19 protein-coding genes and 1 other annotated feature (1 of these 20 cut by a window edge) are annotated in these 22769 nt (G+C 54.0%); of the genes, 17 read left to right on the forward strand and 2 right to left on the reverse strand.

Going from position 1 to position 22769, the window contains the following annotated elements; translation table 11 throughout:
* Positions 1-11: a sequence feature (Thr leader region), on the forward strand (it extends 108 nt beyond the left edge of the window).
* A gap of 26 nt (positions 12-37) precedes the next feature.
* From thrA to thrC, 3 genes are read left to right on the forward strand one after another with little or no spacing between them, the layout of a single operon-like run.
* A complete protein-coding gene (gene thrA, locus ACQE32_RS15420) occupies positions 38-2500 on the forward strand; it encodes a bifunctional aspartate kinase/homoserine dehydrogenase I (protein WP_427022056.1) in 2463 nt (820 codons plus the stop codon).
* A gap of 2 nt (positions 2501-2502) precedes the next feature.
* Positions 2503-3432 (forward strand): homoserine kinase, encoded by a 930-nt coding sequence (gene thrB, locus ACQE32_RS15425; protein ID WP_250651778.1) that lies wholly within the window; start codon positions 2503-2505, stop codon positions 3430-3432.
* Positions 3433-3435: 3 nt separating this feature from the next.
* Entirely contained in the window at positions 3436-4722 is a 1287-nt protein-coding gene (gene thrC, locus ACQE32_RS15430) for a threonine synthase (protein WP_427022057.1), read from the forward strand.
* A 92-nt stretch (positions 4723-4814) separates the two neighbouring features.
* Here thrC and yaaA read toward each other — a convergent pair whose 3' ends face one another.
* On the reverse strand, positions 4815-5591 hold the full coding sequence (yaaA, locus tag ACQE32_RS15435) for a peroxide stress protein YaaA (protein ID WP_427022058.1): 777 nt from the start codon (positions 5589-5591) through the stop codon (positions 4815-4817).
* Positions 5592-5799: 208 nt separating this feature from the next.
* On the opposite strand from yaaA, the gene tal reads away from it, so the two are divergent.
* From tal to ACQE32_RS15475, 8 genes are all read left to right on the forward strand, one after another.
* Positions 5800-6753 (forward strand): transaldolase, encoded by a 954-nt coding sequence (tal, locus tag ACQE32_RS15440; RefSeq protein WP_250651781.1) that lies wholly within the window; start codon positions 5800-5802, stop codon positions 6751-6753.
* A 135-nt stretch (positions 6754-6888) separates the two neighbouring features.
* Entirely contained in the window at positions 6889-7476 is a 588-nt protein-coding gene (gene mog, locus ACQE32_RS15445; protein WP_426974425.1) for a molybdopterin adenylyltransferase, read from the forward strand.
* A 128-nt stretch (positions 7477-7604) separates the two neighbouring features.
* Entirely contained in the window at positions 7605-8906 is a 1302-nt protein-coding gene (locus ACQE32_RS15450; RefSeq protein ID WP_426974426.1) for an MFS transporter, read from the forward strand.
* A 208-nt stretch (positions 8907-9114) separates the two neighbouring features.
* Positions 9115-11019, forward strand: coding sequence for a molecular chaperone DnaK (gene dnaK, locus ACQE32_RS15455; protein ID WP_250651783.1), 1905 nt, complete (start codon positions 9115-9117; stop codon positions 11017-11019).
* A gap of 108 nt (positions 11020-11127) precedes the next feature.
* On the forward strand, positions 11128-12270 hold the full coding sequence (dnaJ, locus tag ACQE32_RS15460) for a molecular chaperone DnaJ (protein WP_426974427.1): 1143 nt from the start codon (positions 11128-11130) through the stop codon (positions 12268-12270).
* 279 nt (positions 12271-12549) lie between these two features.
* Positions 12550-13725, forward strand: coding sequence for a Na+/H+ antiporter NhaA (gene nhaA / locus ACQE32_RS15465; protein ID WP_426974428.1), 1176 nt, complete (start codon positions 12550-12552; stop codon positions 13723-13725).
* A 2-nt stretch (positions 13726-13727) separates the two neighbouring features.
* Positions 13728-14621, forward strand: coding sequence for a transcriptional activator NhaR (nhaR, locus tag ACQE32_RS15470; RefSeq protein ID WP_426982070.1), 894 nt, complete (start codon positions 13728-13730; stop codon positions 14619-14621).
* A gap of 320 nt (positions 14622-14941) precedes the next feature.
* Positions 14942-16282, forward strand: coding sequence for a hypothetical protein (locus ACQE32_RS15475; RefSeq protein ID WP_426974430.1), 1341 nt, complete (start codon positions 14942-14944; stop codon positions 16280-16282).
* A 62-nt stretch (positions 16283-16344) separates the two neighbouring features.
* On the opposite strand, the gene rpsT is transcribed toward ACQE32_RS15475, so the two are convergent.
* Positions 16345-16608 (reverse strand): 30S ribosomal protein S20, encoded by a 264-nt coding sequence (rpsT, locus tag ACQE32_RS15480; protein WP_038628374.1) that lies wholly within the window; start codon positions 16606-16608, stop codon positions 16345-16347.
* A 50-nt stretch (positions 16609-16658) separates the two neighbouring features.
* Here rpsT and ACQE32_RS15485 point away from each other — a divergent pair, with 50 nt between their 5' ends.
* Genes ACQE32_RS15485 through ispH form a run of 6 tightly spaced genes read left to right on the forward strand, consistent with a single transcriptional unit; the run spans position 16659 to position 22622 of the window.
* On the forward strand, positions 16659-16871 hold the full coding sequence (locus ACQE32_RS15485; protein ID WP_426974431.1) for a hypothetical protein: 213 nt from the start codon (positions 16659-16661) through the stop codon (positions 16869-16871).
* A 54-nt stretch (positions 16872-16925) separates the two neighbouring features.
* The gene (ribF, locus tag ACQE32_RS15490) at positions 16926-17864 is read left to right on the forward strand and encodes a bifunctional riboflavin kinase/FAD synthetase (protein WP_427022059.1); all 939 of its coding nucleotides are present in this window, start codon (positions 16926-16928) and stop codon (positions 17862-17864) included.
* Between the two features lie 27 nt (positions 17865-17891).
* Positions 17892-20708, forward strand: coding sequence for an isoleucine--tRNA ligase (gene ileS / locus ACQE32_RS15495; protein ID WP_426974432.1), 2817 nt, complete (start codon positions 17892-17894; stop codon positions 20706-20708).
* The gene (gene lspA, locus ACQE32_RS15500; RefSeq protein ID WP_250651789.1) at positions 20708-21220 is read left to right on the forward strand and encodes a signal peptidase II; all 513 of its coding nucleotides are present in this window, start codon (positions 20708-20710) and stop codon (positions 21218-21220) included. Before ileS ends, lspA begins: the two co-directional genes overlap by 1 nt.
* A complete protein-coding gene (fkpB, locus tag ACQE32_RS15505) occupies positions 21217-21672 on the forward strand; it encodes an FKBP-type peptidyl-prolyl cis-trans isomerase (RefSeq protein WP_426974433.1) in 456 nt (151 codons plus the stop codon). The genes lspA and fkpB overlap by 4 nt, the downstream gene beginning before the upstream one ends.
* On the forward strand, positions 21669-22622 hold the full coding sequence (ispH, locus tag ACQE32_RS15510) for a 4-hydroxy-3-methylbut-2-enyl diphosphate reductase (protein WP_426974434.1): 954 nt from the start codon (positions 21669-21671) through the stop codon (positions 22620-22622). Before fkpB ends, ispH begins: the two co-directional genes overlap by 4 nt.
* Positions 22623-22769: the final 147 nt, after the last annotated feature.

The raw sequence follows: 22769 nt of genomic DNA on the forward strand, positions 1-22769 counted from the left end.
GCTTTTTTTTCGGCTTAAATTCAGGAGATCCTTAACCATGCGAGTGCTGAAATTCGGCGGAACATCAGTGGCAAATGCGGAACGTTTTCTGCGGGTTGCCGATATACTTGAAAGCAACGCGAAGCAGGGACAGGTTGCAACCGTGCTTTCCGCCCCGGCCAAAATCACTAACCACCTGGTGGCGATGATTGAAAAAACCATCAGCGGTCAGGATGCCTTGCCGAATATCAGCGACGCAGAACAGATTTTTGCTGCGCTGCTGCAGGGATTGCAGCGCGCGCAGCCGGGCTTTGCCTGGGAGCGGCTACAGGCGCTGGTTGATAAAGAATTCACGCAGCTCCGGCAAATGCTGCACGGCATCAGCCTGTTGGGGCAGTGTCCGGACAGCGTTAACGCCGCAATTATCTGCCGCGGTGAAAAGCTCTCCATCGCCATCATGGAAGCGTTGCTACAGGCGCGCGGTCATCGCGTCAGCGTTATCGATCCGGTCAGCATGCTGTTGGCGCATGGTCATTATCTTGAATCCACGGTTGATATCGCTGAGTCTACGCGCCGTATTGCCGCCAGCCAAATTCCTCTGGATAGCATGATTTTAATGGCTGGTTTTACCGCCGGTAATGAACGCGGCGAGCTGGTGGTGCTGGGTCGTAATGGCTCTGACTATTCCGCAGCGGTGTTGGCTGCCTGCCTGCGTGCTGACTGTTGTGAAATCTGGACGGATGTGGACGGCGTCTATACCTGCGATCCGCGTCAGGTGCCCGATGCGCGTTTACTGAAATCGATGTCTTATCAGGAAGCGATGGAGCTTTCTTACTTTGGCGCTAAGGTGCTACATCCCCGTACCATTGCTCCCATCGCCCAGTTCCAGATCCCTTGTCTGATTAAAAATACCGCCAATCCCCAGGCGCCCGGCACCTTGATCGGCGGCGACACCAGCGACGATGCCAATCCGGTTAAAGGCATTACCAATCTGAACAACATGGCGATGTTTAACGTCTCCGGGCCAGGCATGAAAGGCATGGTCGGGATGGCGGCGCGCGTGTTTGCCGCTATGTCGCGAGCGGGCATCTCTGTGGTATTGATTACCCAGTCCTCATCTGAATACAGCATCAGTTTCTGTGTGCCGCAGGGCGAACAGGCGCGGGCGCGTCGGGTGCTGGAGGATGAGTTTTATCTGGAGTTAAAAGATGGCCTGCTTGAGCCGCTGGATGTGATGGAGCAACTGGCGATCGTCTCCGTTGTTGGCGATAACATGCGTACCCAGCGCGGCATCTCAGCGAAATTCTTTGCGGCGCTGGCGCGAGCCAATATCAATATCGTTGCGATTGCCCAGGGTTCATCGGAGCGCTCTATCTCCGTGGTGGTCAATAATGATGAAGTCACCACCGCAGTGCGCGTGGTTCACCAGATGTTGTTCAATACCGATCAGGTGATCGAAGTGTTTGTTGTCGGCGTCGGCGGCGTGGGTAGCGCATTGCTGGATCAGCTGCATCGTCAGCAGGCATGGCTGAAGAACAAGCATATCGACCTGCGCGTATGCGGGATCGCGAACTCCAAAGCGCTGTTGACCAATGTGCATGGCATCGATCTCAGCAACTGGAAAAGCGCGCTCTCTGAAGCAAATGAGCCGTTTAAGCTGGACCGCCTGCTGCGTCTGGTAAAAGAATATCACCTGCTGAATCCGGTAATTGTAGACTGTACTTCAAGCCAGGCGGTGGCCGATCAGTATGCAGATTTCCTGACGGACGGCTTCCATGTGGTGACGCCGAATAAAAAGGCCAATACCTCTTCGTGGAACTATTATCAGCAACTGCGTGCGGCAGCAGCCAAATCACGTCGCAAGTTCCTTTACGATACCAACGTCGGCGCTGGCCTGCCGGTTATTGAAAACCTGCAAAATCTGTTGAACGCGGGCGATGAGTTAATCAGCTTCTCTGGCATTCTGTCTGGATCGCTCTCTTTTATTTTCGGCAAGCTGGATGAGGGCATGACGCTCTCCGAAGCCACAAAGCTGGCGCGTGAAATGGGCTTTACCGAGCCCGACCCGCGTGACGATCTTTCCGGTATGGATGTGGCGCGCAAGTTACTGATCCTGGCCCGCGAGGCGGGTTACCAGCTGGAGCTGAGCGATATTGAAATTGAAGCGGTACTGCCTGAAGAATTTACGGCAATTGCCGATGTCGGGACCTTTATGCAACGCTTGCCTGAGCTGGATAAAGTCTTTGCCGATCGGGTTGAGCAGGCGCGTGCAGCAGGCAAAGTGCTGCGCTTTGTTGGCGCGATTGAAGAAGGGGGCCGCTGCCGCGTGAAAATCGATGCGGTAGATGGCAATGACCCGCTGTATAAAGTGAAAAACGGTGAGAACGCGCTGGCGTTTTACAGCCGTTACTATCAGCCGATTCCGCTGGTGCTGCGCGGCTACGGCGCCGGTAATGATGTTACCGCCGCAGGCGTATTTGCCGATCTGTTACGCACCCTGTCATGGAAGTTAGGAGTCTAAACATGGTAAAAATTTATGCGCCGGCCTCAATTGGCAACGTCAGCGTCGGCTTTGATGTGTTGGGCGCAGCGGTGTCGCCGGTGGATGGTTCCCTGTTAGGTGACTGCGTGACCGTTGAAGCGGCTGATTCGTTCAGCCTGATTAATCAGGGGCGCTTTGTCAGCAAGCTGCCCGCCGATCCGCAGGAGAACATCGTTTACCAGTGCTGGAAACGCTTTTGCGAAGCCACGGGGAAAAGCGTTCCGGTGCGCATGACGCTGGAGAAAAACATGCCCATCGGATCCGGGCTTGGCTCCAGCGCCTGTTCCGTAGTGGCAGGGCTGATGGCGATGAATGAGTTCTGCGGCAGGCCGCTGGACGATACTCAACTGCTGACGCTGATGGGCGAGCTGGAAGGGCGCATCTCCGGCAGCGTGCATTACGACAACGTTGCGCCCTGTTTTCTGGGCGGCCTGCAGCTGATGCTGGAAGAGAATGGCATTATTAGCCAGGCGGTACCTTGTTTCGATGACTGGCTATGGGTAATGGCCTATCCGGGTATCAAGGTTTCTACCGCTGAGGCGCGGGCGATTTTGCCGGCGCAGTATCGTAAAGAGGATTGCATTAAGCACGGGCGTTATCTGGCGGGCTTTATTCATGCCTGTCATACCGCTCAGCCACAGCTGGCGGCGAAGCTGATGCGCGATGTTATTGCCGAACCTTACCGTACGAAACTTCTGCCCGGCTTTGCCGCGGCACGTCAGGCCGCGCAGGATATCGGCGCGCTGGCCTGTGGTATTTCCGGCTCTGGGCCGACGCTGTTTGCCGTTTGTGATAATCAGGAAACGGCGCAGCGCATGGCGGACTGGCTGCAGCAAAACTATCTGCAAAATGATGAAGGCTTCGTCCATATTTGCCGTGCCGACACGGCGGGCGCACGAAAACTGGGATAACGCATGAAACTCTACAATCTTAAGGACCACAACGAACAGGTAAGCTTTGCGCAGGCGGTGAAGCAAGGGCTGGGTTCGCAGCAGGGGCTGTTTTTTCCACTGGAGCTGCCCGAATTTGAGCTAACGGATATTGATGCCATGCTGGAGATGGATTTCGTCACCCGCAGCAGCAAAATCCTCTCTGCTTATATTGGCGATGAAGTTGAACCGCACCAGCTGGCGCAGCGCGTGAAGGCCGCTTTTGCGTTTCCTGCGCCGGTAGCACCGGTGACAGAAGATATCGCCTGCCTGGAGCTGTTTCACGGGCCGACGTTAGCCTTTAAGGACTTCGGCGGCCGCTTTATGGCTCAGATGCTCTCTTATATCAGCGGCGCAGATGAAGAGATCACCATTCTTACCGCCACCTCCGGTGATACCGGTGCGGCGGTGGCCCATGCTTTTTACGGCATGGAAAATGTGCGCGTGGTTATCCTCTATCCGCAGGGCAAAATCAGCCCGCTGCAGGAGAAGCTGTTCTGTACGCTGGGCGGCAATATTCACACCATCGCTATCGACGGTGACTTTGACGCCTGCCAGGCGCTGGTGAAGCAGGCGTTTGATGATGAGGTGTTAAAGAAAGCCATTGGCCTGAACTCGGCTAACTCGATCAATATCAGCCGCCTGCTGGCGCAGATTTGCTACTACTTTGAGGCGGTGGCGCAACTGCCGCAGGAAAAACGTAATCAGCTGGTGATTTCAGTGCCCAGCGGTAACTTTGGCGATCTGACGGCGGGCCTGCTGGCAAAATCGTTGGGGCTGCCGGTGAAACGCTTTATCGCCGCCACCAACCAGAACGATACCGTGCCGCGTTTTCTCTCCAGCGGCGCATGGCAGCCGAATACCACTGTCGCCACGCTTTCTAACGCGATGGATGTCAGCCAGCCGAATAACTGGCCGCGCGTCGAAGAGCTGTTCCGTCGGAAAACCTGGCGCCTGAACGATCTCGGCTTTGGTGCCGTGGATGACGAAACGACCCGTAGCACGATGCGAGAGCTGGCGCAGCTGGGCTATATCTCCGAGCCGCATGCCGCTATCGCTTACCGTATGCTGCGCGATCAGCTGCAGCCGGGCGAATTTGGTCTGTTCCTTGGTACCGCGCATCCGGCAAAATTCAAAGAGAGCGTTGAAGAGATCCTGCAGCAGACGCTGCCGCTGCCGGATGAGCTGGCGGAGCGCGCCGATCTGCCGCTGCTGTCGCATAAAATGAAGCCGGACTTCGCTGAGCTGCGGGTGTTTCTTACCCAGTTTTGACGCTAAGCCATAAAAAAGCCGCCTGCCCGTGAAGGGCGCCTCGTTCATTGGGGCGCTCATTCGCTGGCAGACGGCTTTTTATTATCCGCAGGTCAGGCCTGTTCGTGACGCTTAAACACCAGTTCGTCACCACGGCTGCTCGCCTCATCGAAGAAATAGCCGTCAAGGTTAAACTGCTTTAGCTGCTCCGCCGCCTGCAGACGATTTTCAATGATATAACGGCACATCAGGCCGCGCGCCTTTTTGGCATAGAAACTGATAATTTTGAACTTGCCGTTTTTCTCATCAAGAAAAACCGGTTTAATCAGGCGTGCATTCAGCTTTTTCGGCTGTACCGCTTTGAAATATTCATCCGACGCCAGGTTAATCAGCAAATCATCTCCCTGAGCAGCCAGCGCCTCATTCAATGCTTCGGTAATGGTATCGCCCCAGAAGCTGTAAAGATCTTTACCCGCCGGGCTGGCCAGCCTGGTGCCCATTTCCAGACGATAAGGCTGCATTAAATCCAGCGGCCGCAATACGCCATACAGGCCTGAAAGCATACGTAAGTGCTGCTGAGCAAAATCGAAATCCGCTTCGCTGAAATTTTCCGCCTGCAGGCCGGTATAGACATCGCCTTTAAAAGCCAGAATCGCCTGTCGTGCATTTTCCGGCGTGAAATCAGGGTGCCAGTCGTTAAAACGCTGCGCGTTTAACAGGGCCAGCTTATCGCTGATGCTCATCAGCGACGCGATTTGCGCGGGCGACAGATCGCGCGCCACAGCGATCAGCTGCTGTGATTTTTCCAACAGTGCGGGTTGCGTATAGCGAAGCGTCGCCAGCGGCGTGGTGTAGTCCAGCGTTTTGGCCGGCGAAATGACCATTAACATCGATAGTTCCTTAGCGTAACCCGCAGGTTTTTAAACTTTTCTTGATTCTGGCCGCTGATTTTAACAAAAAAGCGCACAGCCCAGGCAAATCATTACTATCGGCCTGGCCTCTTTTGATTCGCACCATCAGCGCATTGCGCGTCGGCACGTGCGTGATATTATCGCAACAGATTTTACCCCTGACAGTTACATATCAAGAGAACCCATCATGACGGACAAACTTACTTCTTTACGTCAGCTGACCACCGTTGTTGCCGATACCGGTGACATCGCCGCAATGAAGCTGTACCAGCCGCAGGACGCTACCACCAATCCTTCTCTGATTCTTAACGCCGCGCAGATCCCTGAATACCGCAAGCTGATCGATGAAGCCATCGTCTGGGCGCGTCAGCAGAGCAGCAATAAAGAAGAACAAATTCAGTACGCTTCTGACAAACTGGCGGTCAATATCGGTCTGGAAATTCTGCAGCTGATCCCGGGCCGTATCTCTACCGAAGTGGATGCACGTCTTTCTTACGATACCGAAGCGAGCGTCGCAAAAGCGCGCAGCCTGATTAAACTCTATAACGATGCCGGTATCAGCAACGATCGTATTCTGATCAAACTGGCCTCTACCTGGCAGGGCATCCGCGCAGCGGAGCAGCTGGAAAAAGAGGGCATCAACTGTAACCTGACGCTGCTGTTCTCTTTTGCCCAGGCGCGCGCCTGTGCAGAAGCGGGCGTGTACCTGATCTCTCCGTTTGTTGGCCGTATTCTTGACTGGTACAAAGCCAATACCGATAAGAAAGAGTACGCATCGCACGAAGATCCAGGCGTGGTTTCTGTTCGTGAAATCTACGAATATTACAAGCAGCACGGTTATGAAACCGTGGTGATGGGCGCCAGCTTCCGCAACGTGGGCGAGATCCTGGAACTGGCAGGCTGCGACCGCCTGACCATTTCTCCGTCGCTGCTGAAAGAGCTGGCGGAAAGCGAAGGCAGCGTTGAGCGTAAGCTCTCCTTCAGCGGTGAAGTGAAAGCGCGTCCGGCCAAAATGACCGAAGCGGAATTCCTCTGGCAGCATAACCAGGATCCGATGGCGGTAGATAAGCTGGCGCAGGGCATCCGTAACTTTGCGGTTGACCAGGGCAAGCTGGAAAAAATGATTGCAGAACTGCTGTAATCGCAAAGCTGCCGCAGCCCGGTTTCCGGCTGCGGCAGCTCACGTTAGGCATCCTTTCCCACCCTGTAGTATTCTTGCCGTTAATCCCAAACCTTAACTGTTCGCGTTGCGACAGTTTCTGTCATGAATATCACTATGAATACGTTACGCATTGGACTCATTTCGGTTTCAGATCGCGCCGCTAATGGCATTTATCAGGATCAGGGCATTCCCGCTCTGGAAGCCTGGCTTTCTTCCGCACTGACTACGCCTTTTATTATCGAAACGCGGCTGGTACCGGATGAGCAACCGCTGATTGAAGAGACGCTTTGCGAGCTGGTGGATGAGCGTTTTTGCCATCTGGTTTTAACCACCGGCGGTACCGGCCCGGCACGACGCGACGTAACGCCGGACGCAACGCTGGCGGTAGCCGACAGGGTAATGCCGGGCTTTGGCGAGCAGATGCGGCAGATTAGCCTGCAGTTTGTGCCGACGGCGATCCTTTCACGTCAGGTTGGCGTGATCCGCAAGCAATCTTTAATTCTTAACCTGCCGGGCCAGCCGAAATCGATTAAAGAGACGCTGGAAGGGTTAAAAGATGAGAGTGGTAAGGTGCAGGTAGCCGGTATTTTTGCCAGCGTGCCTTACTGTATTCAGCTGCTGGAAGGCCCTTACATTGAGACCAACCCGGATGTCGTAGCAGCATTTCGCCCTAAAAGCGCCAGACGTGATACAAACTCCTGAAAAACAACTTTTTCAGGTATAAGATCCAGCGCCGCTGGTGTGGCGAGAAAAGTTGACGCTATAGTAACGTGAATTTTACAAATTCACGTTACTGACTTTCTTCTCACCTCTGGAAGCGCGAAAAAAACATGGATCAACCACAGGCTCGCCGGCTTAACCGGCAGGATTACAAGACGTTGTCACTGGCTGCGCTTGGTGGCGCGCTGGAATTCTATGATTTTATCATCTTTGTTTTTTTCGCTGCGGTAATTGGCGAACTCTTCTTCCCACCTGATATTCCTGACTGGCTGCGCCAGCTGCAGACTTTTGCCATTTTTGCTGCCGGTTATCTGGCGCGCCCGCTTGGCGGCATTGTCATGGCGCACTTTGGCGATCGGGTTGGAAGAAAGAAAATGTTTAGCCTGAGCATTCTGTTAATGGCTTTACCCACGCTGGCGATGGGCGCCTTGCCCGATTATCACGCTATTGGTCTGACAGCGCCGCTGTTGTTGCTGCTGTTGCGTATTTTGCAGGGCGCGGCGATTGGTGGTGAAGTGCCGGGAGCCTGGGTATTTGTAGCGGAACATGTGCCGGAAAAACGCACAGGCTTCGCCTGCGGCACCTTAACTGCAGGCCTGACGGCTGGCATTCTGCTGGGTTCGCTGGTAGCCACGCTGATTAACAGCCTGCTGTCGCCGGAAACCATCGCGGCGGGCGGCTGGCGCATTCCGTTCCTGCTGGGCGGTTTCTTCGGCCTGCTGGCGATGTATCTGCGGCGCTGGCTGCATGAAACGCCGGTTTTTCAGCAGATGCAGGCGCGCAAAACCCTTTCTGGCGGCTTGCCGCTGCGGACCGTGCTGCAACACCACAAGCGGGCGGTAATCATGTCCATGCTGCTGACCTGGCTGCTCTCAGCCTGCATTGTGGTAGTGATCCTGATGGCGCCAACCCTGTTGCAGAAACAGTATGCGCTGTCGGCGGCGCTTACGCTGCAGGCCAATAGCGTGGCGACCATAATGCTGCTGGCGGGTTGTATAATTGCTGGCCTGCTGGCAGATCGACTGGGCGCGGCCAAAGTCTTAACGTTCGGCTGTTTGTTGCTGGCGCTGTGCAGCTGGATTTTCTTTACTCAGGCCGCCAGCTCGGTCATGGCACTGTTTATCACCTATGCGCTGGCAGGCTTAAGCGTCGGTGTGGTGGGCGTCGTGCCCTTTGTTATGGTGCGCGCTTTTCCTGCGGCGATACGCTTTACTGGTATCTCATTCTCTTACAATCTTGCTTACGCCATCTTTGGCGGACTGACGCCCGTTTGCGTCACGCTGTTAATGAGGTTCTCACCGCTGGCACCTGCCTGGTACGTACTGGCACTGGCGTTTATCGGCCTCCTGACCGGGCTGTGGCTGGCCTGGGCCGGACGGCGCGGCGCAATTCTGCAGCAGGTGAATGCCTGATTAGTGGCAAAAAAACCATCGCAGCCATCAGGTCGCTAAAAATTTTTTTTTACTTAACCCTTGATGCGCTGCGAAGCGGCCCCATTTTGAAGTCATCCAGCGTTGTGAAGCGCAAAGCGCGCAGGCGGACAGTTGAAAATACACAAATCGTCCGCATTAACTGATTCACAACCCTAATTGAGACCGTTTTTAAGTGGGAGACGTTTAGATGGGTAAGATTATTGGTATTGACCTCGGTACAACCAACTCATGTGTTGCGATTATGGATGGCACCAAAGCACGCGTGCTGGAAAATGCCGAAGGCGATCGCACCACACCGTCAATTATTGCATATACTCAGGATGGTGAAACGCTGGTGGGTCAGCCTGCTAAACGTCAGGCCGTGACTAACCCGCAGAACACCCTGTTTGCAATCAAGCGCCTGATTGGTCGTCGTTTTCAGGACGAAGAAGTACAGCGTGACATTAAAATCATGCCTTACAAAATCACGCAGTCCGATAACGGCGATGCATGGCTGGACGTAAAAGGCCAGAAAATGGCGCCGCCGCAGATTTCTGCGGAAGTGCTGAAAAAAATGAAGAAAACGGCGGAAGATTACCTGGGCGAACCGGTAACTGAAGCTGTGATCACCGTACCGGCTTACTTTAACGATGCACAGCGTCAGGCAACCAAAGACGCAGGTCGTATCGCGGGTCTGGAAGTTAAACGTATCATCAACGAACCAACCGCTGCTGCGCTGGCTTACGGTCTGGACAAAGGCCAGGGCAACCGCACTATCGCGGTTTATGACCTGGGTGGTGGTACTTTCGATATCTCTATCATCGAAATTGATGAAGTTGACGGCGAAAAAACCTTTGAAGTTCTGGCTACCAACGGTGATACCCACCTGGGTGGTGAAGACTTCGACAGCCGTCTGATCAACTATCTGGTAGCAGAGTTCAAGAAAGATCAGGGTATCGATCTGCACAACGATCCGCTGGCGATGCAGCGTCTGAAAGAAGCCGCTGAGAAAGCTAAAATCGAGCTTTCTTCTGCTCAGCAGACCGACGTTAACCTGCCGTACATCACGGCTGACGCTACCGGTCCGAAACACCTGAACATCAAAGTGACCCGTGCGAAACTGGAATCACTGGTTGAAGATCTGGTTGCCCGTTCTATTGAGCCACTGAAAGTTGCTCTGCAGGACGCTGGCCTGTCGGTATCTGACATCAATGATGTGATCCTGGTGGGTGGTCAGACGCGTATGCCAATGGTGCAGGCGAAAGTTGCCGAGTTCTTTGGCAAAGAGCCGCGTAAAGACGTTAACCCTGATGAAGCGGTAGCGGTAGGTGCTGCGGTACAGGGCGGCGTGCTGGCGGGTGACGTGAAAGACGTGCTGCTGCTGGACGTGACTCCGCTCTCTCTGGGTATCGAAACCATGGGCGGCGTGATGACAGCGCTGATCAGCAAAAACACCACTATCCCGACCAAACACAGCCAGGTGTTCTCTACTGCGGAAGACAACCAGTCTGCGGTAACCATTCATGTGTTGCAGGGTGAACGTAAACGCGCAGCGGATAACAAATCACTGGGCCAGTTTAACCTGGATGGGATCCAGCCGGCACCACGCGGCATGCCGCAGATCGAAGTGACCTTCGATATCGATGCGGACGGTATCCTGCACGTATCGGCGAAAGATAAAAACTCCGGTAAAGAGCAGAAGATCACTATCAAGGCTTCTTCTGGTCTGAACGAGGAAGAGATCGCGAAAATGGTACGCGACGCGGAAGCTAACGCAGAAGCAGATCGTAAATTCGAAGAGCTGGTACAGGCGCGTAACCAGGGCGATCAGATTGCCCACAGCACCCGTAAACAGCTGGACGAAGCGGGCGATAAACTTTCTGCTGACGACAAAGCGCCGATCGAATCTGCGCTTAACGATCTGAACACGGCGCTGAAAGGCGAAGATAAAGCTGAGATCGAAGCGAAAATCCAGGCGCTGGTACAGGTTTCCGGCAAGCTGATGGAGTTCGCTCAGCAGCAGGGCCAGCCAGCTGACGCCGGTGACGCTTCTGCGAAGAAAGAAGACGACGTTGTCGACGCTGAGTTCGAAGAAGTAAAAGACAAAAAATAATTGCCCCTGACCGGGCGCGGCGGTTGCCCTGACAACCGCTGGTAACCAGCACGGGCGTAGGAGTTTCTCCACGCCCGTGCACGCATGTTAAGGGCAGGAAAGATAACAATGGCGAAAACAGACTATTACGAGGTTTTAGGCGTCCCAAAGTCTGCGGATGAGCGTGAAATCAAAAAGGCTTATAAACGCCTGGCAATGAAGTACCATCCTGACCGCAATCCGGGCGATCAGGAAGCCGAAGCCAAATTCAAAGAAGTGAAAGAGGCTTACGAAATTTTGACCGATGCGCAAAAGCGCGCCGCCTACGATCAGTATGGACATGCAGCCTTTGAACAGGGCGGCATGGGCGGTGGTTTTGGCGGTGGCGGCTTTGGCGGCGGCGGCGCAGATTTCAGCGATATCTTTGGCGACGTGTTCGGCGATATTTTCGGCGGCGGCCGTCGGCAGCGCGCAGCCCGTGGCGCCGATTTACGCTACAACATGGAGCTGACGCTGGAAGAAGCGGTGCGCGGCGTGACCAAAGAGATCCGTATTCCTACCCTGCAGGAATGTGACGTTTGCCACGGCAGCGGAGCCAAATCAGGTACGCAGCCGCAAACCTGTCCAACCTGTCATGGCGCAGGCCAGGTACAGATGCGTCAGGGTTTCTTCACCGTGCAGCAGGCCTGTCCGAGCTGTCATGGTCGCGGCTCTATCATTAAAGATCCCTGCAACGCCTGTCACGGACATGGCCGCGTAGAAAGATCGAAAACGTTGTCGGTAAAAATCCCGGCAGGCGTGGATACCGGCGATCGTATTCGCCTCAGTGGTGAAGGCGAAGCAGGGGACCATGGCGCACCGGCCGGCGATCTCTACGTTCAGGTTTCGGTGAAAAAACACCCAATCTTTGAGCGTGAAGACAATAATCTTTACTGCGAAGTGCCGATTAACTTTGCGATGGCGGCTCTGGGCGGCGAAATTGAAGTGCCGACGCTGGATGGTCGCGTGAAGTTGAAGGTGCCGGCAGAAACCCAAACCGGCAAACTGTTCCGTATGCGTGGCAAAGGGGTGAAATCAGTACGTGGTGGCGTGCAGGGCGATCTGCTATGCCGCGTAGTGGTTGAGACGCCGGTCAGTCTGAATGAAAAACAGAAAGCGCTACTGCGTGAGCTGGAAGAAAGTTTCGGCGGCCCCAGCGGCGAGAAAAACAGCCCACGCTCGAAAAGCTTTTTTGACGGCGTGAAGAAATTTTTTGATGATTTGACGCGTTAAAACGCGCACCTCCAGACGCCCCGCTCAGGGGCGTTTGTCCATCCCTTCACCGTATCTTACAGCCAGCCAAAGGCGGCCCACGGGCCAATTGCCACTAACGGTTACCGATTTTTTCGGCGCGATAACTTTATCATTCATATGATTATCCTTGTAAGTTAAACATTACTTGATGATGATTCGCTTTTTCCGAGTTATTTATGCCAAATAACCTGTTTTTACCGAATCGTTAAAGCCAGTATGCTTAAGCTTAATGCGATGTTTTTAGCAAGGAGATGGAAAATGATTAAACGCTTATTGGCCAATGAGGCAACCGGGGGCATTGTGCTTATCGTGGCGGCAATACTGGCTATGCTGTTAGCGAATATGGATGCTACCCAGCCTGTGTATGCTTCGCTGCTGGCGATGCCGGTAGAGTTTCACTTTGGCGACCTGCATATCAATAAAAATATGCTGTTGTGGATTAACGATGCGCTAATGGCCGTGTTCTTCTTAGTCATCGGCCTGGAAGTTAAGCGCGAGTTAATTGAAGGATCGCTCGCCAGCCGTGATAAAGCTGTGTTTCCACTGATCGCCGCTATCGGCGGTATGGTGGCTCCGGCGCTGATTTTTTTGGCATTTAATGGTGCCGATGAAATTACCCGTAACGGGTGGGCGGTGCCTACCGCTACCGATATTGCCTTTGCGCTTGGCGTGCTGGCGTTGTTAGGCAGCCGGGTGCCGCCCGCGCTAAAAGTATTTCTTATGGCACTGGCGATCATTGACGACCTGGGCGCAATTGTCATTATTGCCCTGTTTTATACCCACGAACTGTCACTGCTTTCTCTGAGCGTTGCTGCTGGCGCTATTATCGTGCTGGCGCTGTTAAATCTGTTTAACGTCCGCCGCACCTCGCTCTATATGGTGGTTGGCGTCGTGTTGTGGGTGGCGGTATTAAAATCGGGTGTTCATGCCACGCTGGCAGGCGTAGTGATAGGCTTCTTTGTGCCGTTAGCGGAAAAGCATGGGAAATCGCCTGCCAGAGCCCTGGAGCATGGCCTTCATCCCTGGGTGACCTGGCTGATTTTGCCGCTGTTCGCTTTTGCTAACGCTGGTGTTGCGCTGGATGGTGTTTCTTTCAATTCGCTGTTCTCCATGTTGCCGCTGGGTATAATACTGGGACTGTTTATCGGTAAGCCGCTGGGAATTACGCTGCTTTGTTGGTTGAGCATCAAACTGGGTGTAGCGAAACTGCCGCAAGGCGCCAGCCTGAGCAGCATTATGGCGGTAGGCGTGCTGTGCGGAATCGGCTTTACCATGTCTATCTTTATCGCCTCACTGGCCTACGGCGACCTGAGCGCGGAACTGATGGTACTGGCTAAGCTGGCTATTTTGATCGGATCGCTGCTCTCTGCCGTGGTGGGCTATTCGCTGTTACGCGTTAAGTTAAATCAGCCACACAGCCTGAAGAAGACCTGAGCATGACACATCTTAATTACAATCATCTCTACTACTTTTGGCACGTTTGTAAGCAGGGATCGATTGTTAACGCGGCGGAGAAACTCTTCTTAACGCCGCAAACCATAACCGGCCAGATCAAGTCCCTGGAGGAGCGACTCCAGGGCAAGCTCTTTCGACGTCAGGGTAGGGGAATCGTGCCAACGGAACTGGGACAGCTGGTTTTTCGCTACGCCGATCGGATGTTTACGCTGAGTCAGGAGATGATGGATATCGTTAACTACCGCAAGGAGTCGCATCTGCTGTTTGATGTCGGCGTGGCGGATGCCTTATCGAAACAGCTGGTCAGTAAAGTTCTGGAAACGGCAGTGCAGGATGATGAGCGCATTCACCTGCGCTGTTTTGAGTCTACGCACGAGATGTTGCTGGAGCAGCTGAGTCAGCACAAGCTGGATATGATTTTATCTGATTGTCCGGTTGATTCGACTCAGCAGGAGGGGCTGTTTTCCGTGAAGCTGGGCGAGTGTGGCATCAGCTTCTGGTGTACGCCGCCGCTGCCGCAGAAACCTTTTCCCGCCTGCCTGGAGGAGCGACGCCTACTCATTCCGGGCCGTCGCTCAATGTTAGGGCGTCAGCTGCAACGGTGGATCAGCAACCAGGAGCTGCAGATAGAGATCCTTGGCGAGTTTGATGATGCGGCGTTGATGAAAGCATTTGGGGCCGCTAACCACGCTATTTTTGTGGCCCCGACGCTCTACGGCCAGGAGATTTATCAGGATGGCGCTATCAAAGAGGTTGGACGGCTGGAAGATGTCATGGAAGAGTATTACGTGATCTTCGCCGAGCGGATGATTCAGCATCCTGCGGTGCAGCGCATCTGCAATCAAGATTTTACCGCTTTATTTAGTGATAAATAGAAACTGATAGTTTTGCTGGATCTAATTCCAGCGCTGTGTTTATTTCCTGTTGCCGCCTGGTGGCGGCAACAGAAATAGCGGAGGAAACTCTTCGATCCAGCCATTAATAAAATAATTAAGAATTTACCAACAATAATTCAAAAACGGGCTATTAGGCAAAAGTCTCATTTTTCCGTTTCCCATTTACTGCCATTTTACCTTTCTTTACGCTACGCGCTGTCAACCAACCACCTTGAGGACCACCATATTTCCCCGGCGCGCTGACGGCGGAGTATGGCGTCCATCCATCGGACGGAATAAGGTCATCTCAGGAGCGAAGTATGCAGAACGAAAAAAATAAAACGGCGTCGGTATTACCTGTTCTTCACCAGGAATTAACACAGCAATTTTCTTCTCCGGTTCTTACTCATTATCAAATGCTGTTTATTACTGTCAGCATGATCAATCTGTCAATAATGAGTTGGGCTTTGGTCAGCGGTAGCTGGTGGGACGAAAATCATATTTTGCTTGGCAACTTTGGCAATATGGTGATCGCTAACCTCTGCGTGACGGTACTGATTCGTCAGCAATACCTTATCAACGGGCTGTTTCAGCTGGTATGGCGTGTGCCCGTACACTGGCCGCTACGGTTGCGGCGTCATTTGGCTAACGTTTATCAGTTCGGCGGGCTTCACTCTGGCTGTGCCACCTTTAGCTGTCTGTGGTTGCTGCTTTTTACGTTAGCTGCTTTTTGTCAACAACAGGCGCAGGGCGGGCTATCCACTCAGCTTCTTACGGTCAATATCCTGTTGGTGCTGATGCTGTGTGCCATTTCCCTGACGGCGCTGCCGCAGGTGAGACGACGCTATCATAACCTGTTTGAACATATGCATCGCTACGTTGGCTGGAGCTCGCTTGCGCTCTCATGGCTACAGGTTTTATGGTTCGTGCGTGACAGCCATCACGGTGAGTGGCGCTGGCATCATCTCAGCCACGCTTTCGCTTTCTGGGGACTGTTGGCTATTACCTGTAGCATTCTGCTTCCCTGGCTGCGTTTACGGCGCATTCCTATCGAAGTGACGCGGCCTTCTTCCCATGCGGTAATTATTCAGTTTGCTTTGCCGCAGGATCCCTTTCCTGGTTCGACGCTGGCCATTAGCCTGCATCCGCTAACGGAATGGCATGCGTTTGCCAATATTCCGCTGGTAAAACGACCTGGTTGCCGGATGCTGATCTCCCGTGCCGGAGACTGGACCTCGCGCTTTATCGATAATCCACCGTCACACGTCTGGTTTAAGGGCATACCCACGCCCGGCGTTGGCAGCATGAACAAGCTATTTAACTCGGTAGTCTATGTCGCCACCGGAAGTGGAATTGGTCCGCTGCTGCCGCATCTGGTGAACAATCCGCGTCCCTGTAAATTGATCTGGTCAACCCGTAATCCGGTTGTGACCTATGGCGAAGCGTTCGTTAATGAGATTATTGCGGCCCACCCAGGCGTATTGATTTGGGATACCGATGCGCACGGCAAACCGGATCTGCTGCTGCTGGCCTGTCAGAAGGTCAAAGAGATTAATGCGGAAGCGGTAATCTGTATTGCGAACCGCCCGTTAACCGATTATGTAGTGGAAGGGTGTGAAGCGCAGGGCATCGCCGCTTACGGAGCGATTTGGGACTCGTAAAATCAGGACGAAAAAAAACCGGCCACTGGCCGGTTCTTTCAAAGCTGATTAACAAGTGGCGATTAAGCCAGTTTGTTGATCTGTGCAGTCAGATTAGCTTTATGACGTGCAGCTTTGTTTTTGTGGATCAGACCTTTAGCAGCCTGACGGTCCACGATCGGTTGCATTTCGTTAAATGCTTTCTGTGCAGCTTCTTTATCGCCAGCTTCAACTGCTGCGTATACTTTCTTGATGAAAGTACGCATCATAGAACGACGGCTTGCGTTATGCTTGCGACGTTTCTCAGATGTTACGGCGCGTTTCTTAGCTGATTTGATATTAGCCAAGGTCCAACTCCCAAATATGTTCTATACGGACAAATCAAAGGCCGAGGACTATGCCTTTTACGCCTTATTTTGTCAATGGATTTGTGCAAATAAGCGCCGTTTTACAAACAACGCTCGGTTACGTAATTGATGGCGCAAGATTCTACCAGTTTCCCCAGCCTGAATACAGTATTTCGCAAGAAAAAAAGCGTTATCCCCGCCGCCTGGCCATTACCGCACGGAAATCGCCGCCGGAAAGCGGGAAAGGCGCCGTGACGGGTTAACCTTGGCGGTTGTACAAGGTATAATCCGCCGATTTCCACCAACTTGAGTCAGCCATGAAGTTTATACGCGGCATTCATAATCTCCGGACGCAGCCTGACGGCTGTGTGCTGACTATCGGCAATTTCGATGGAGTACATCGGGGCCACCAGGCGCTGCTGGCTCGCCTGTGCGAAGAGGGGCGGCAGCGTCATCTGCCGGTCGTGGTCATGCTGTTCGAGCCGCAGCCGCTTGAGCTGTTTGCCGCTGATAAAGCGCCGGCGCGCCTGACGCGTCTGCGTGATAAACTGAAATATCTGGCGCAGGCGGGCGTCGATGCCGTGCTGTGCGTGCGCTTCGACCGCAGTTTCGCCGCCGTTAGCGCGCAAAGCTTTGTTAACGATCTGCTGGTTGATAAGCTTGGCGTGCGGTTTCTTGCCGTTGGTGATGATTTCCGTTTCGGCGCTGGTCGCGAAGGGGATTTCCTGTTATTACAGAAAGCGGGTGTGGAGTATGGCTTTGATGTCATCAGCACCCAAACTTTCAGTGAAGGCGGCAAACGTATCAGCAGCACGGCGATTCGCCAGGCGCTGGCGAATGATGACCTGTCGCTGGCGCAGTCGCTGTTGGGCCATCCATTTGCGCTTTCCGGGCGTGTCGTGCATGGTGATGCGCTGGGCCGCACTATCGGTTTTCCTACCGCTAACGTTCTGCTGCGGCGCATGGTATCGCCGGTTAAAGGCGTTTACGCCGTAGAGGTCCATGGACTTAGCGAGCAACCGCTGCCTGGCGTGGCGAATATAGGTACGCGCCCTACGGTTGCCGGCCTGCGTCAGCAGCTGGAAGTGCATCTGCTGGATATATCAATGAATATGTACGGGCGTCATATCGACGTGGTGCTGCGCCAAAAAATACGTAACGAGCAGCGTTTTCCCTCGCTGGATGCGCTTAAAGAGCAAATTGCTAAAGATGTGGTGACTGCCCGCGAGTTTTTTGGGCTTAAAACACCGGTGTAACAACCGAAACACGGAATCGAGAATCTGATGAGTGACTATAAATCTACCCTGAATTTGCCGGAAACGGGGTTCCCGATGCGTGGCGATCTCGCCAAACGCGAACCGGGTATGCTGCAACGCTGGACTGATGACAACCTGTACGGCATCATCCGCGCCGCCAAAAAAGGGAAAAAAACCTTTATCCTGCACGATGGCCCTCCGTATGCGAACGGCAGCATTCACATTGGTCACTCAGTTAATAAGATTCTGAAAGATATTATTATTAAGTCCAAGGGTCTGTCGGGCTTCGATTCACCTTACGTTCCGGGCTGGGACTGTCACGGTCTGCCGATCGAACACAAAGTCGAGCAGATGATCGGTAAGCCGGGCGAAAAGGTCAGCGCTGCGGAGTTCCGCGAAGCGTGCCGTAAGTATGCGGCGGAGCAGGTTGCCGGTCAGAAAACTGACTTTATCCGTCTGGGCGTGCTGGGCGACTGGGATCGTCCTTATCTCACGATGGATTTCCAGACCGAAGCCAATATTATCCGCGCGTTGGGCAAAATCATCGGCAACGGTCATCTGCACAAGGGCGCCAAGCCGGTGCACTGGTGTCTGGATTGCCGTTCGGCGCTGGCGGAAGCGGAAGTGGAATATTACGACAAAACGTCTCCTTCCATTGATGTGATGTTTAACGCCATCGACGCGGCTGCGGTAGCGGCTAAATTCGGCGCAGCCCAGGTTCAGGGACCGATCGCGCTGGTTATCTGGACCACCACGCCGTGGACCATGCCGGCCAACCGTGCGATTTCACTGCATCCTGAGTTTGAATATCAGCTGGTGCAGATTGAAGGCCGCGCGCTGATCCTGGCAAAAGATCTGGTGGAAAGCGTTATGCAACGCGCAGGCGTCAGCGAGTGGGCCGTGCTGGGCAATGCAACCGGCGCGGCGCTGGAGCTGATGCGCTTCCAGCATCCGTTCCTCGCTTTTGACGTACCGGTGGTGCTGGGCGAACACGTTACGCTGGATGCCGGTACCGGTGCGGTACATACCGCGCCAGGCCACGGCCCGGACGACTATGTGATCGGTCAGAAATATAATCTGGAAACCGCTAACCCGGTTGGGCCGGATGGCCGCTATCTGCCGGGAACTTATCCTGAGCTGGATGGCGTCAATGTCTTCAAAGCCAACGATATGATCGTTGAGCTGCTGCGTGAGAAAGGCGCGCTGCTGCATGTAGAGAAAATGCATCACAGCTACCCGCACTGCTGGCGTCATAAAACGCCGATTATCTTCCGCGCCACGCCGCAGTGGTTTATCAGCATGGATCAGAAAGGGCTGCGCACGCAGTCGCTGAAAGAGATCAAAGGCGTGCAGTGGATCCCGGATTGGGGTCAGGCGCGTATTGAATCGATGGTTGCCAACCGTCCCGACTGGTGTATTTCACGTCAGCGCACCTGGGGCGTGCCGATGGCGCTGTTCGTACATAAAGAGACCGAGCAGCTACATCCGGATACGCTGGCGCTGATGGAGAAAGTGGCGCAGCGCGTTGAGCAGGATGGCATTCAGGCGTGGTGGGATCTCGATCCGCGCGATCTGATGGGCGATGATGCCGACAACTATATGAAGGTGCCGGATACGCTGGATGTCTGGTTTGACTCTGGCTCCACGCACGCTTCTGTGGTTGATGTACGTCCGGAATTCCACGGTCACAGTGCCGATATGTATCTGGAAGGCTCGGATCAGCATCGCGGCTGGTTTATGTCTTCGCTGATGATCTCCACGGCGATGAAAGGCAAAGCGCCTTACCGTCAGGTACTGACGCACGGCTTCACCGTTGACGGCCAGGGCCGCAAGATGTCCAAGTCGCTGGGCAACACCGTCAGCCCGCAGGATGTGATGAATAAGCTGGGCGCCGATATTCTGCGTCTGTGGGTCGCCTCGACCGACTATTCAGGCGAAATGGCGGTTTCAGATGAGATCCTGAAGCGTTCTGCCGATGCTTACCGTCGTATCCGTAATACTGCGCGTTTCCTGCTGGCGAACCTCAACGGCTTCAATCCTGAAACCGATCTGCTGAAGCCGGAAGAGATGGTTGTGCTGGATCGCTGGGCCGTGGGTCGTGCGCAGGCAGCGCAGGCAGATATTATTGAATCTTATGCCAGCTACGACTTCCATGAAGTTGTGCAGCGTTTGATGCAGTTCTGTTCGATTGAGATGGGTTCTTTCTATCTCGATATCATTAAAGATCGTCAGTACACCGCGAAAAGCGACAGCGTGGCGCGTCGCAGCTGCCAAAGCGCGCTGTGGTATATCGTCGAGGCGCTGGTGCGCTGGATGGCACCGATTATGTCCTTTACCGCCGATGAAATCTGGGGCTATCTGCCGGGTAAACGCGCGCAGTATGTCTTTACCGAAGAGTGGTATGACGGCCTGTTTGGTCTGGATGAAGGCGAATCGCTGAATGATGCCTATTGGGCTGAGCTGCTGAAAGTGCGTAGCGAAGTAAACAAAGTGATTGAGCAGGCGCGTAGCGACAAACGTATCGGCGGTTCGCTGGAAGCAACGGTCACGCTGTACGCTGATGCCGCGCTGGCAGAGAAACTGACCGCGCTGGGTAATGAGCTGCGCTTTGTGCTGTTGACCTCAGGGGCTCAGGTTGCAGATTATGCACTGGCGCCGGAAGAAGCACAGCAGAGCGAAGCGTTAAAAGGTCTGAAAATCGTGCTGCATAAAGCGGAAGGCGAGAAATGTCCGCGCTGCTGGCATTACACTACCGATATTGGACTGGACGCCGCACACCCGGATATCTGCGGACGCTGCGTCACTAACGTTGCCGGTAACGGCGAAGAGCGTAAGTTTGCCTGATGCGTAAATCTCTTTTTGCAACCGGACTGCGTTGGCTCTGGCTGGTGGTGGTGGTCATTGGTATCGATTTGGCCAGCAAGCTGTGGGTGATGAACAACATGGCGCTGCATGAAACGATACCGATTATGCCGTATCTCAACCTGTTTTATGCCCACAACTACGGGGCGGCTTTTAGCTTCCTTGCGGATAAAGGCGGCTGGCAGCGCTGGTTCTTTGCGGGTATCGCCATCGCGATTGCGGTGGCGCTGCTGGTAATGATGTATCGTACTGCCGCCAGCCAAAAACTTAACAATATTGCCTACGCGCTGATTATTGGCGGCGCGCTGGGTAACCTGTTTGATCGCGCCTGGCACGGCTTTGTCGTCGATTTTATCGACTTCTATATTGGCGGGTGGCATTTCGCCACCTTCAATATTGCCGACTGCGGTATCTGCGTTGGCGCCGCGCTGATCGTGCTGGAGGGCTTTATCACGCCTTCCGGCAAGCAGGCGAAGCAAAAGGGCAAGGCATGACCGATTCTGTACAGCGCGATAGCGCGGTGCTGCTGCACTTCACCTTAAAACTGGAAGATGGCTCTACGGCTGAGTCCACGCGAGCTAATGGCAAACCGGCACTGTTTCGCCTTGGCGACGGCAGCCTTTCAGAACCACTGGAAGCGGCGCTGCTGGGGTTGCAGTCCGGCGATAAGAAAGCGTTCGCGCTTGAGCCGGAGGCGGCTTTTGGCAACGTTATTCCCGATCTGATCCAATACTTTTCCCGCCGTGATTTTATGCAGGCGGGCGAGCCGGAGATCGGAGCCATTATGCTGTTTACCGGTATGGACGGTAGCGAGATGCCCGGCGTGATCCGCGAGATCGCCGGAGATTCAATCACCGTGGATTTTAACCATCCTTTAGCGGGCCATAAGGTTCATTTCGATATTGAAGTACTGGAAGTTAACCCGGTTCTGGAGGACGGCGCATGAGGATCCTGTTAGCTAATCCGCGTGGCTTTTGCGCTGGCGTTGACCGTGCCATCAGCATTGTCGAGCGGGCGCTGGAAATGTATGGCGCGCCGATCTACGTGCGTCATGAAGTGGTGCATAACCGCTACGTCGTCAACAGTCTGCGTGAGCGCGGTGCGATTTTTATTGAAGAAATTACCGAAGTGCCAGATGGTGCGATCCTGATTTTTTCTGCACATGGCGTTTCTCAGGCGGTACGGGCCGAGGCGAAAGCGCGTCAACTGACTATGCTGTTTGATGCCACCTGTCCGCTGGTGACTAAAGTCCATATGGAAGTGGCACGTGCCAGCCGCAAAGGCACCGAAGCGATTTTGATCGGTCATGCGGGCCATCCGGAAGTGGAGGGCACCATGGGACAATACAGCAACGCTCAGGGCGGCATGTATCTGGTCGAGTCGCCAGAGGATGTGTTTAAACTACAGGTGAAAAATGAAAATAACCTGTGTTTTATGACGCAAACCACGCTGTCGGTTGATGATACCTCTGCGGTGATCGATGCGCTGCGCCAGCGTTTCCCGAATATCGTTGGGCCGCGCAAAGATGATATCTGCTATGCCACTACTAATCGTCAGGAAGCCGTACGCAGTCTGGCTGCCGAAGCGGATGTGGTGCTGGTGGTCGGCTCTAAAAACTCGTCTAACTCCAACCGGCTGGCAGAGCTGGCTCAGCGTGCCGGTAAGCGTGCACAGCTGATCGATTCCGCCGCTGATATCCAGGAGAGTTGGCTACAGGGCATTGACTGCGTTGGCGTTACCGCAGGCGCTTCTGCACCCGATATCCTGGTACAGGAAGTGATTCAGCGGCTACGCGAGTTTGGTGGCGAAGAGGTCACTGAACTGAGCGGACGTGAAGAAAATATTGTTTTTGAGGTGCCCAAAGAGTTACGTCTCGAAACCCGCCAGATCGGTTGATCTGCATCGTCCGGAATGCTTTCCCGTTCCGGGCGTTTTCATTTCTCTTCCCGCCAGCCGAATCCTTTAAGTGTTAGATTTTACTCATGTCCTCTGGCTGCATTGAGTTAGCAGGAGGCTTGCAGTAGCATTTTTCTGTTACACGCA

Origin of the sequence: Pantoea sp. FN0302 (genome assembly GCF_050113775.1) — a bacterium.
Classification (GTDB): Bacteria; Pseudomonadota; Gammaproteobacteria; order Enterobacterales; family Enterobacteriaceae; genus Mixta; species Mixta alhagi.

Bases quoted from the DNA above. Each gene is read 5' to 3' on its own strand.
- thrA (WP_427022056.1), top strand. From the start codon at position 38: ATGCGAGTGCTGAAATTCGGCGGAACATCAGTGGCAAATGCGGAACGT.
- thrB (WP_250651778.1), top strand. From the start codon at position 2,503: ATGGTAAAAATTTATGCGCCGGCCTCAATTGGCAACGTCAGCGTCGGC.
- thrC (WP_427022057.1), top strand. From the start codon at position 3,436: ATGAAACTCTACAATCTTAAGGACCACAACGAACAGGTAAGCTTTGCG.
- yaaA (WP_427022058.1), bottom strand. From the start codon at position 5,591: ATGTTAATGGTCATTTCGCCGGCCAAAACGCTGGACTACACCACGCCG.
- tal (WP_250651781.1), top strand. From the start codon at position 5,800: ATGACGGACAAACTTACTTCTTTACGTCAGCTGACCACCGTTGTTGCC.
- mog (WP_426974425.1), top strand. From the start codon at position 6,889: ATGAATACGTTACGCATTGGACTCATTTCGGTTTCAGATCGCGCCGCT.
- ACQE32_RS15450 (WP_426974426.1), top strand. From the start codon at position 7,605: ATGGATCAACCACAGGCTCGCCGGCTTAACCGGCAGGATTACAAGACG.
- dnaK (WP_250651783.1), top strand. From the start codon at position 9,115: ATGGGTAAGATTATTGGTATTGACCTCGGTACAACCAACTCATGTGTT.
- dnaJ (WP_426974427.1), top strand. From the start codon at position 11,128: ATGGCGAAAACAGACTATTACGAGGTTTTAGGCGTCCCAAAGTCTGCG.
- nhaA (WP_426974428.1), top strand. From the start codon at position 12,550: ATGATTAAACGCTTATTGGCCAATGAGGCAACCGGGGGCATTGTGCTT.
- nhaR (WP_426982070.1), top strand. From the start codon at position 13,728: ATGACACATCTTAATTACAATCATCTCTACTACTTTTGGCACGTTTGT.
- ACQE32_RS15475 (WP_426974430.1), top strand. From the start codon at position 14,942: ATGCAGAACGAAAAAAATAAAACGGCGTCGGTATTACCTGTTCTTCAC.
- ACQE32_RS15485 (WP_426974431.1), top strand. From the start codon at position 16,659: ATGCCTTTTACGCCTTATTTTGTCAATGGATTTGTGCAAATAAGCGCC.
- ribF (WP_427022059.1), top strand. From the start codon at position 16,926: ATGAAGTTTATACGCGGCATTCATAATCTCCGGACGCAGCCTGACGGC.
- ileS (WP_426974432.1), top strand. From the start codon at position 17,892: ATGAGTGACTATAAATCTACCCTGAATTTGCCGGAAACGGGGTTCCCG.
- lspA (WP_250651789.1), top strand. From the start codon at position 20,708: ATGCGTAAATCTCTTTTTGCAACCGGACTGCGTTGGCTCTGGCTGGTG.
- fkpB (WP_426974433.1), top strand. From the start codon at position 21,217: ATGACCGATTCTGTACAGCGCGATAGCGCGGTGCTGCTGCACTTCACC.
- ispH (WP_426974434.1), top strand. From the start codon at position 21,669: ATGAGGATCCTGTTAGCTAATCCGCGTGGCTTTTGCGCTGGCGTTGAC.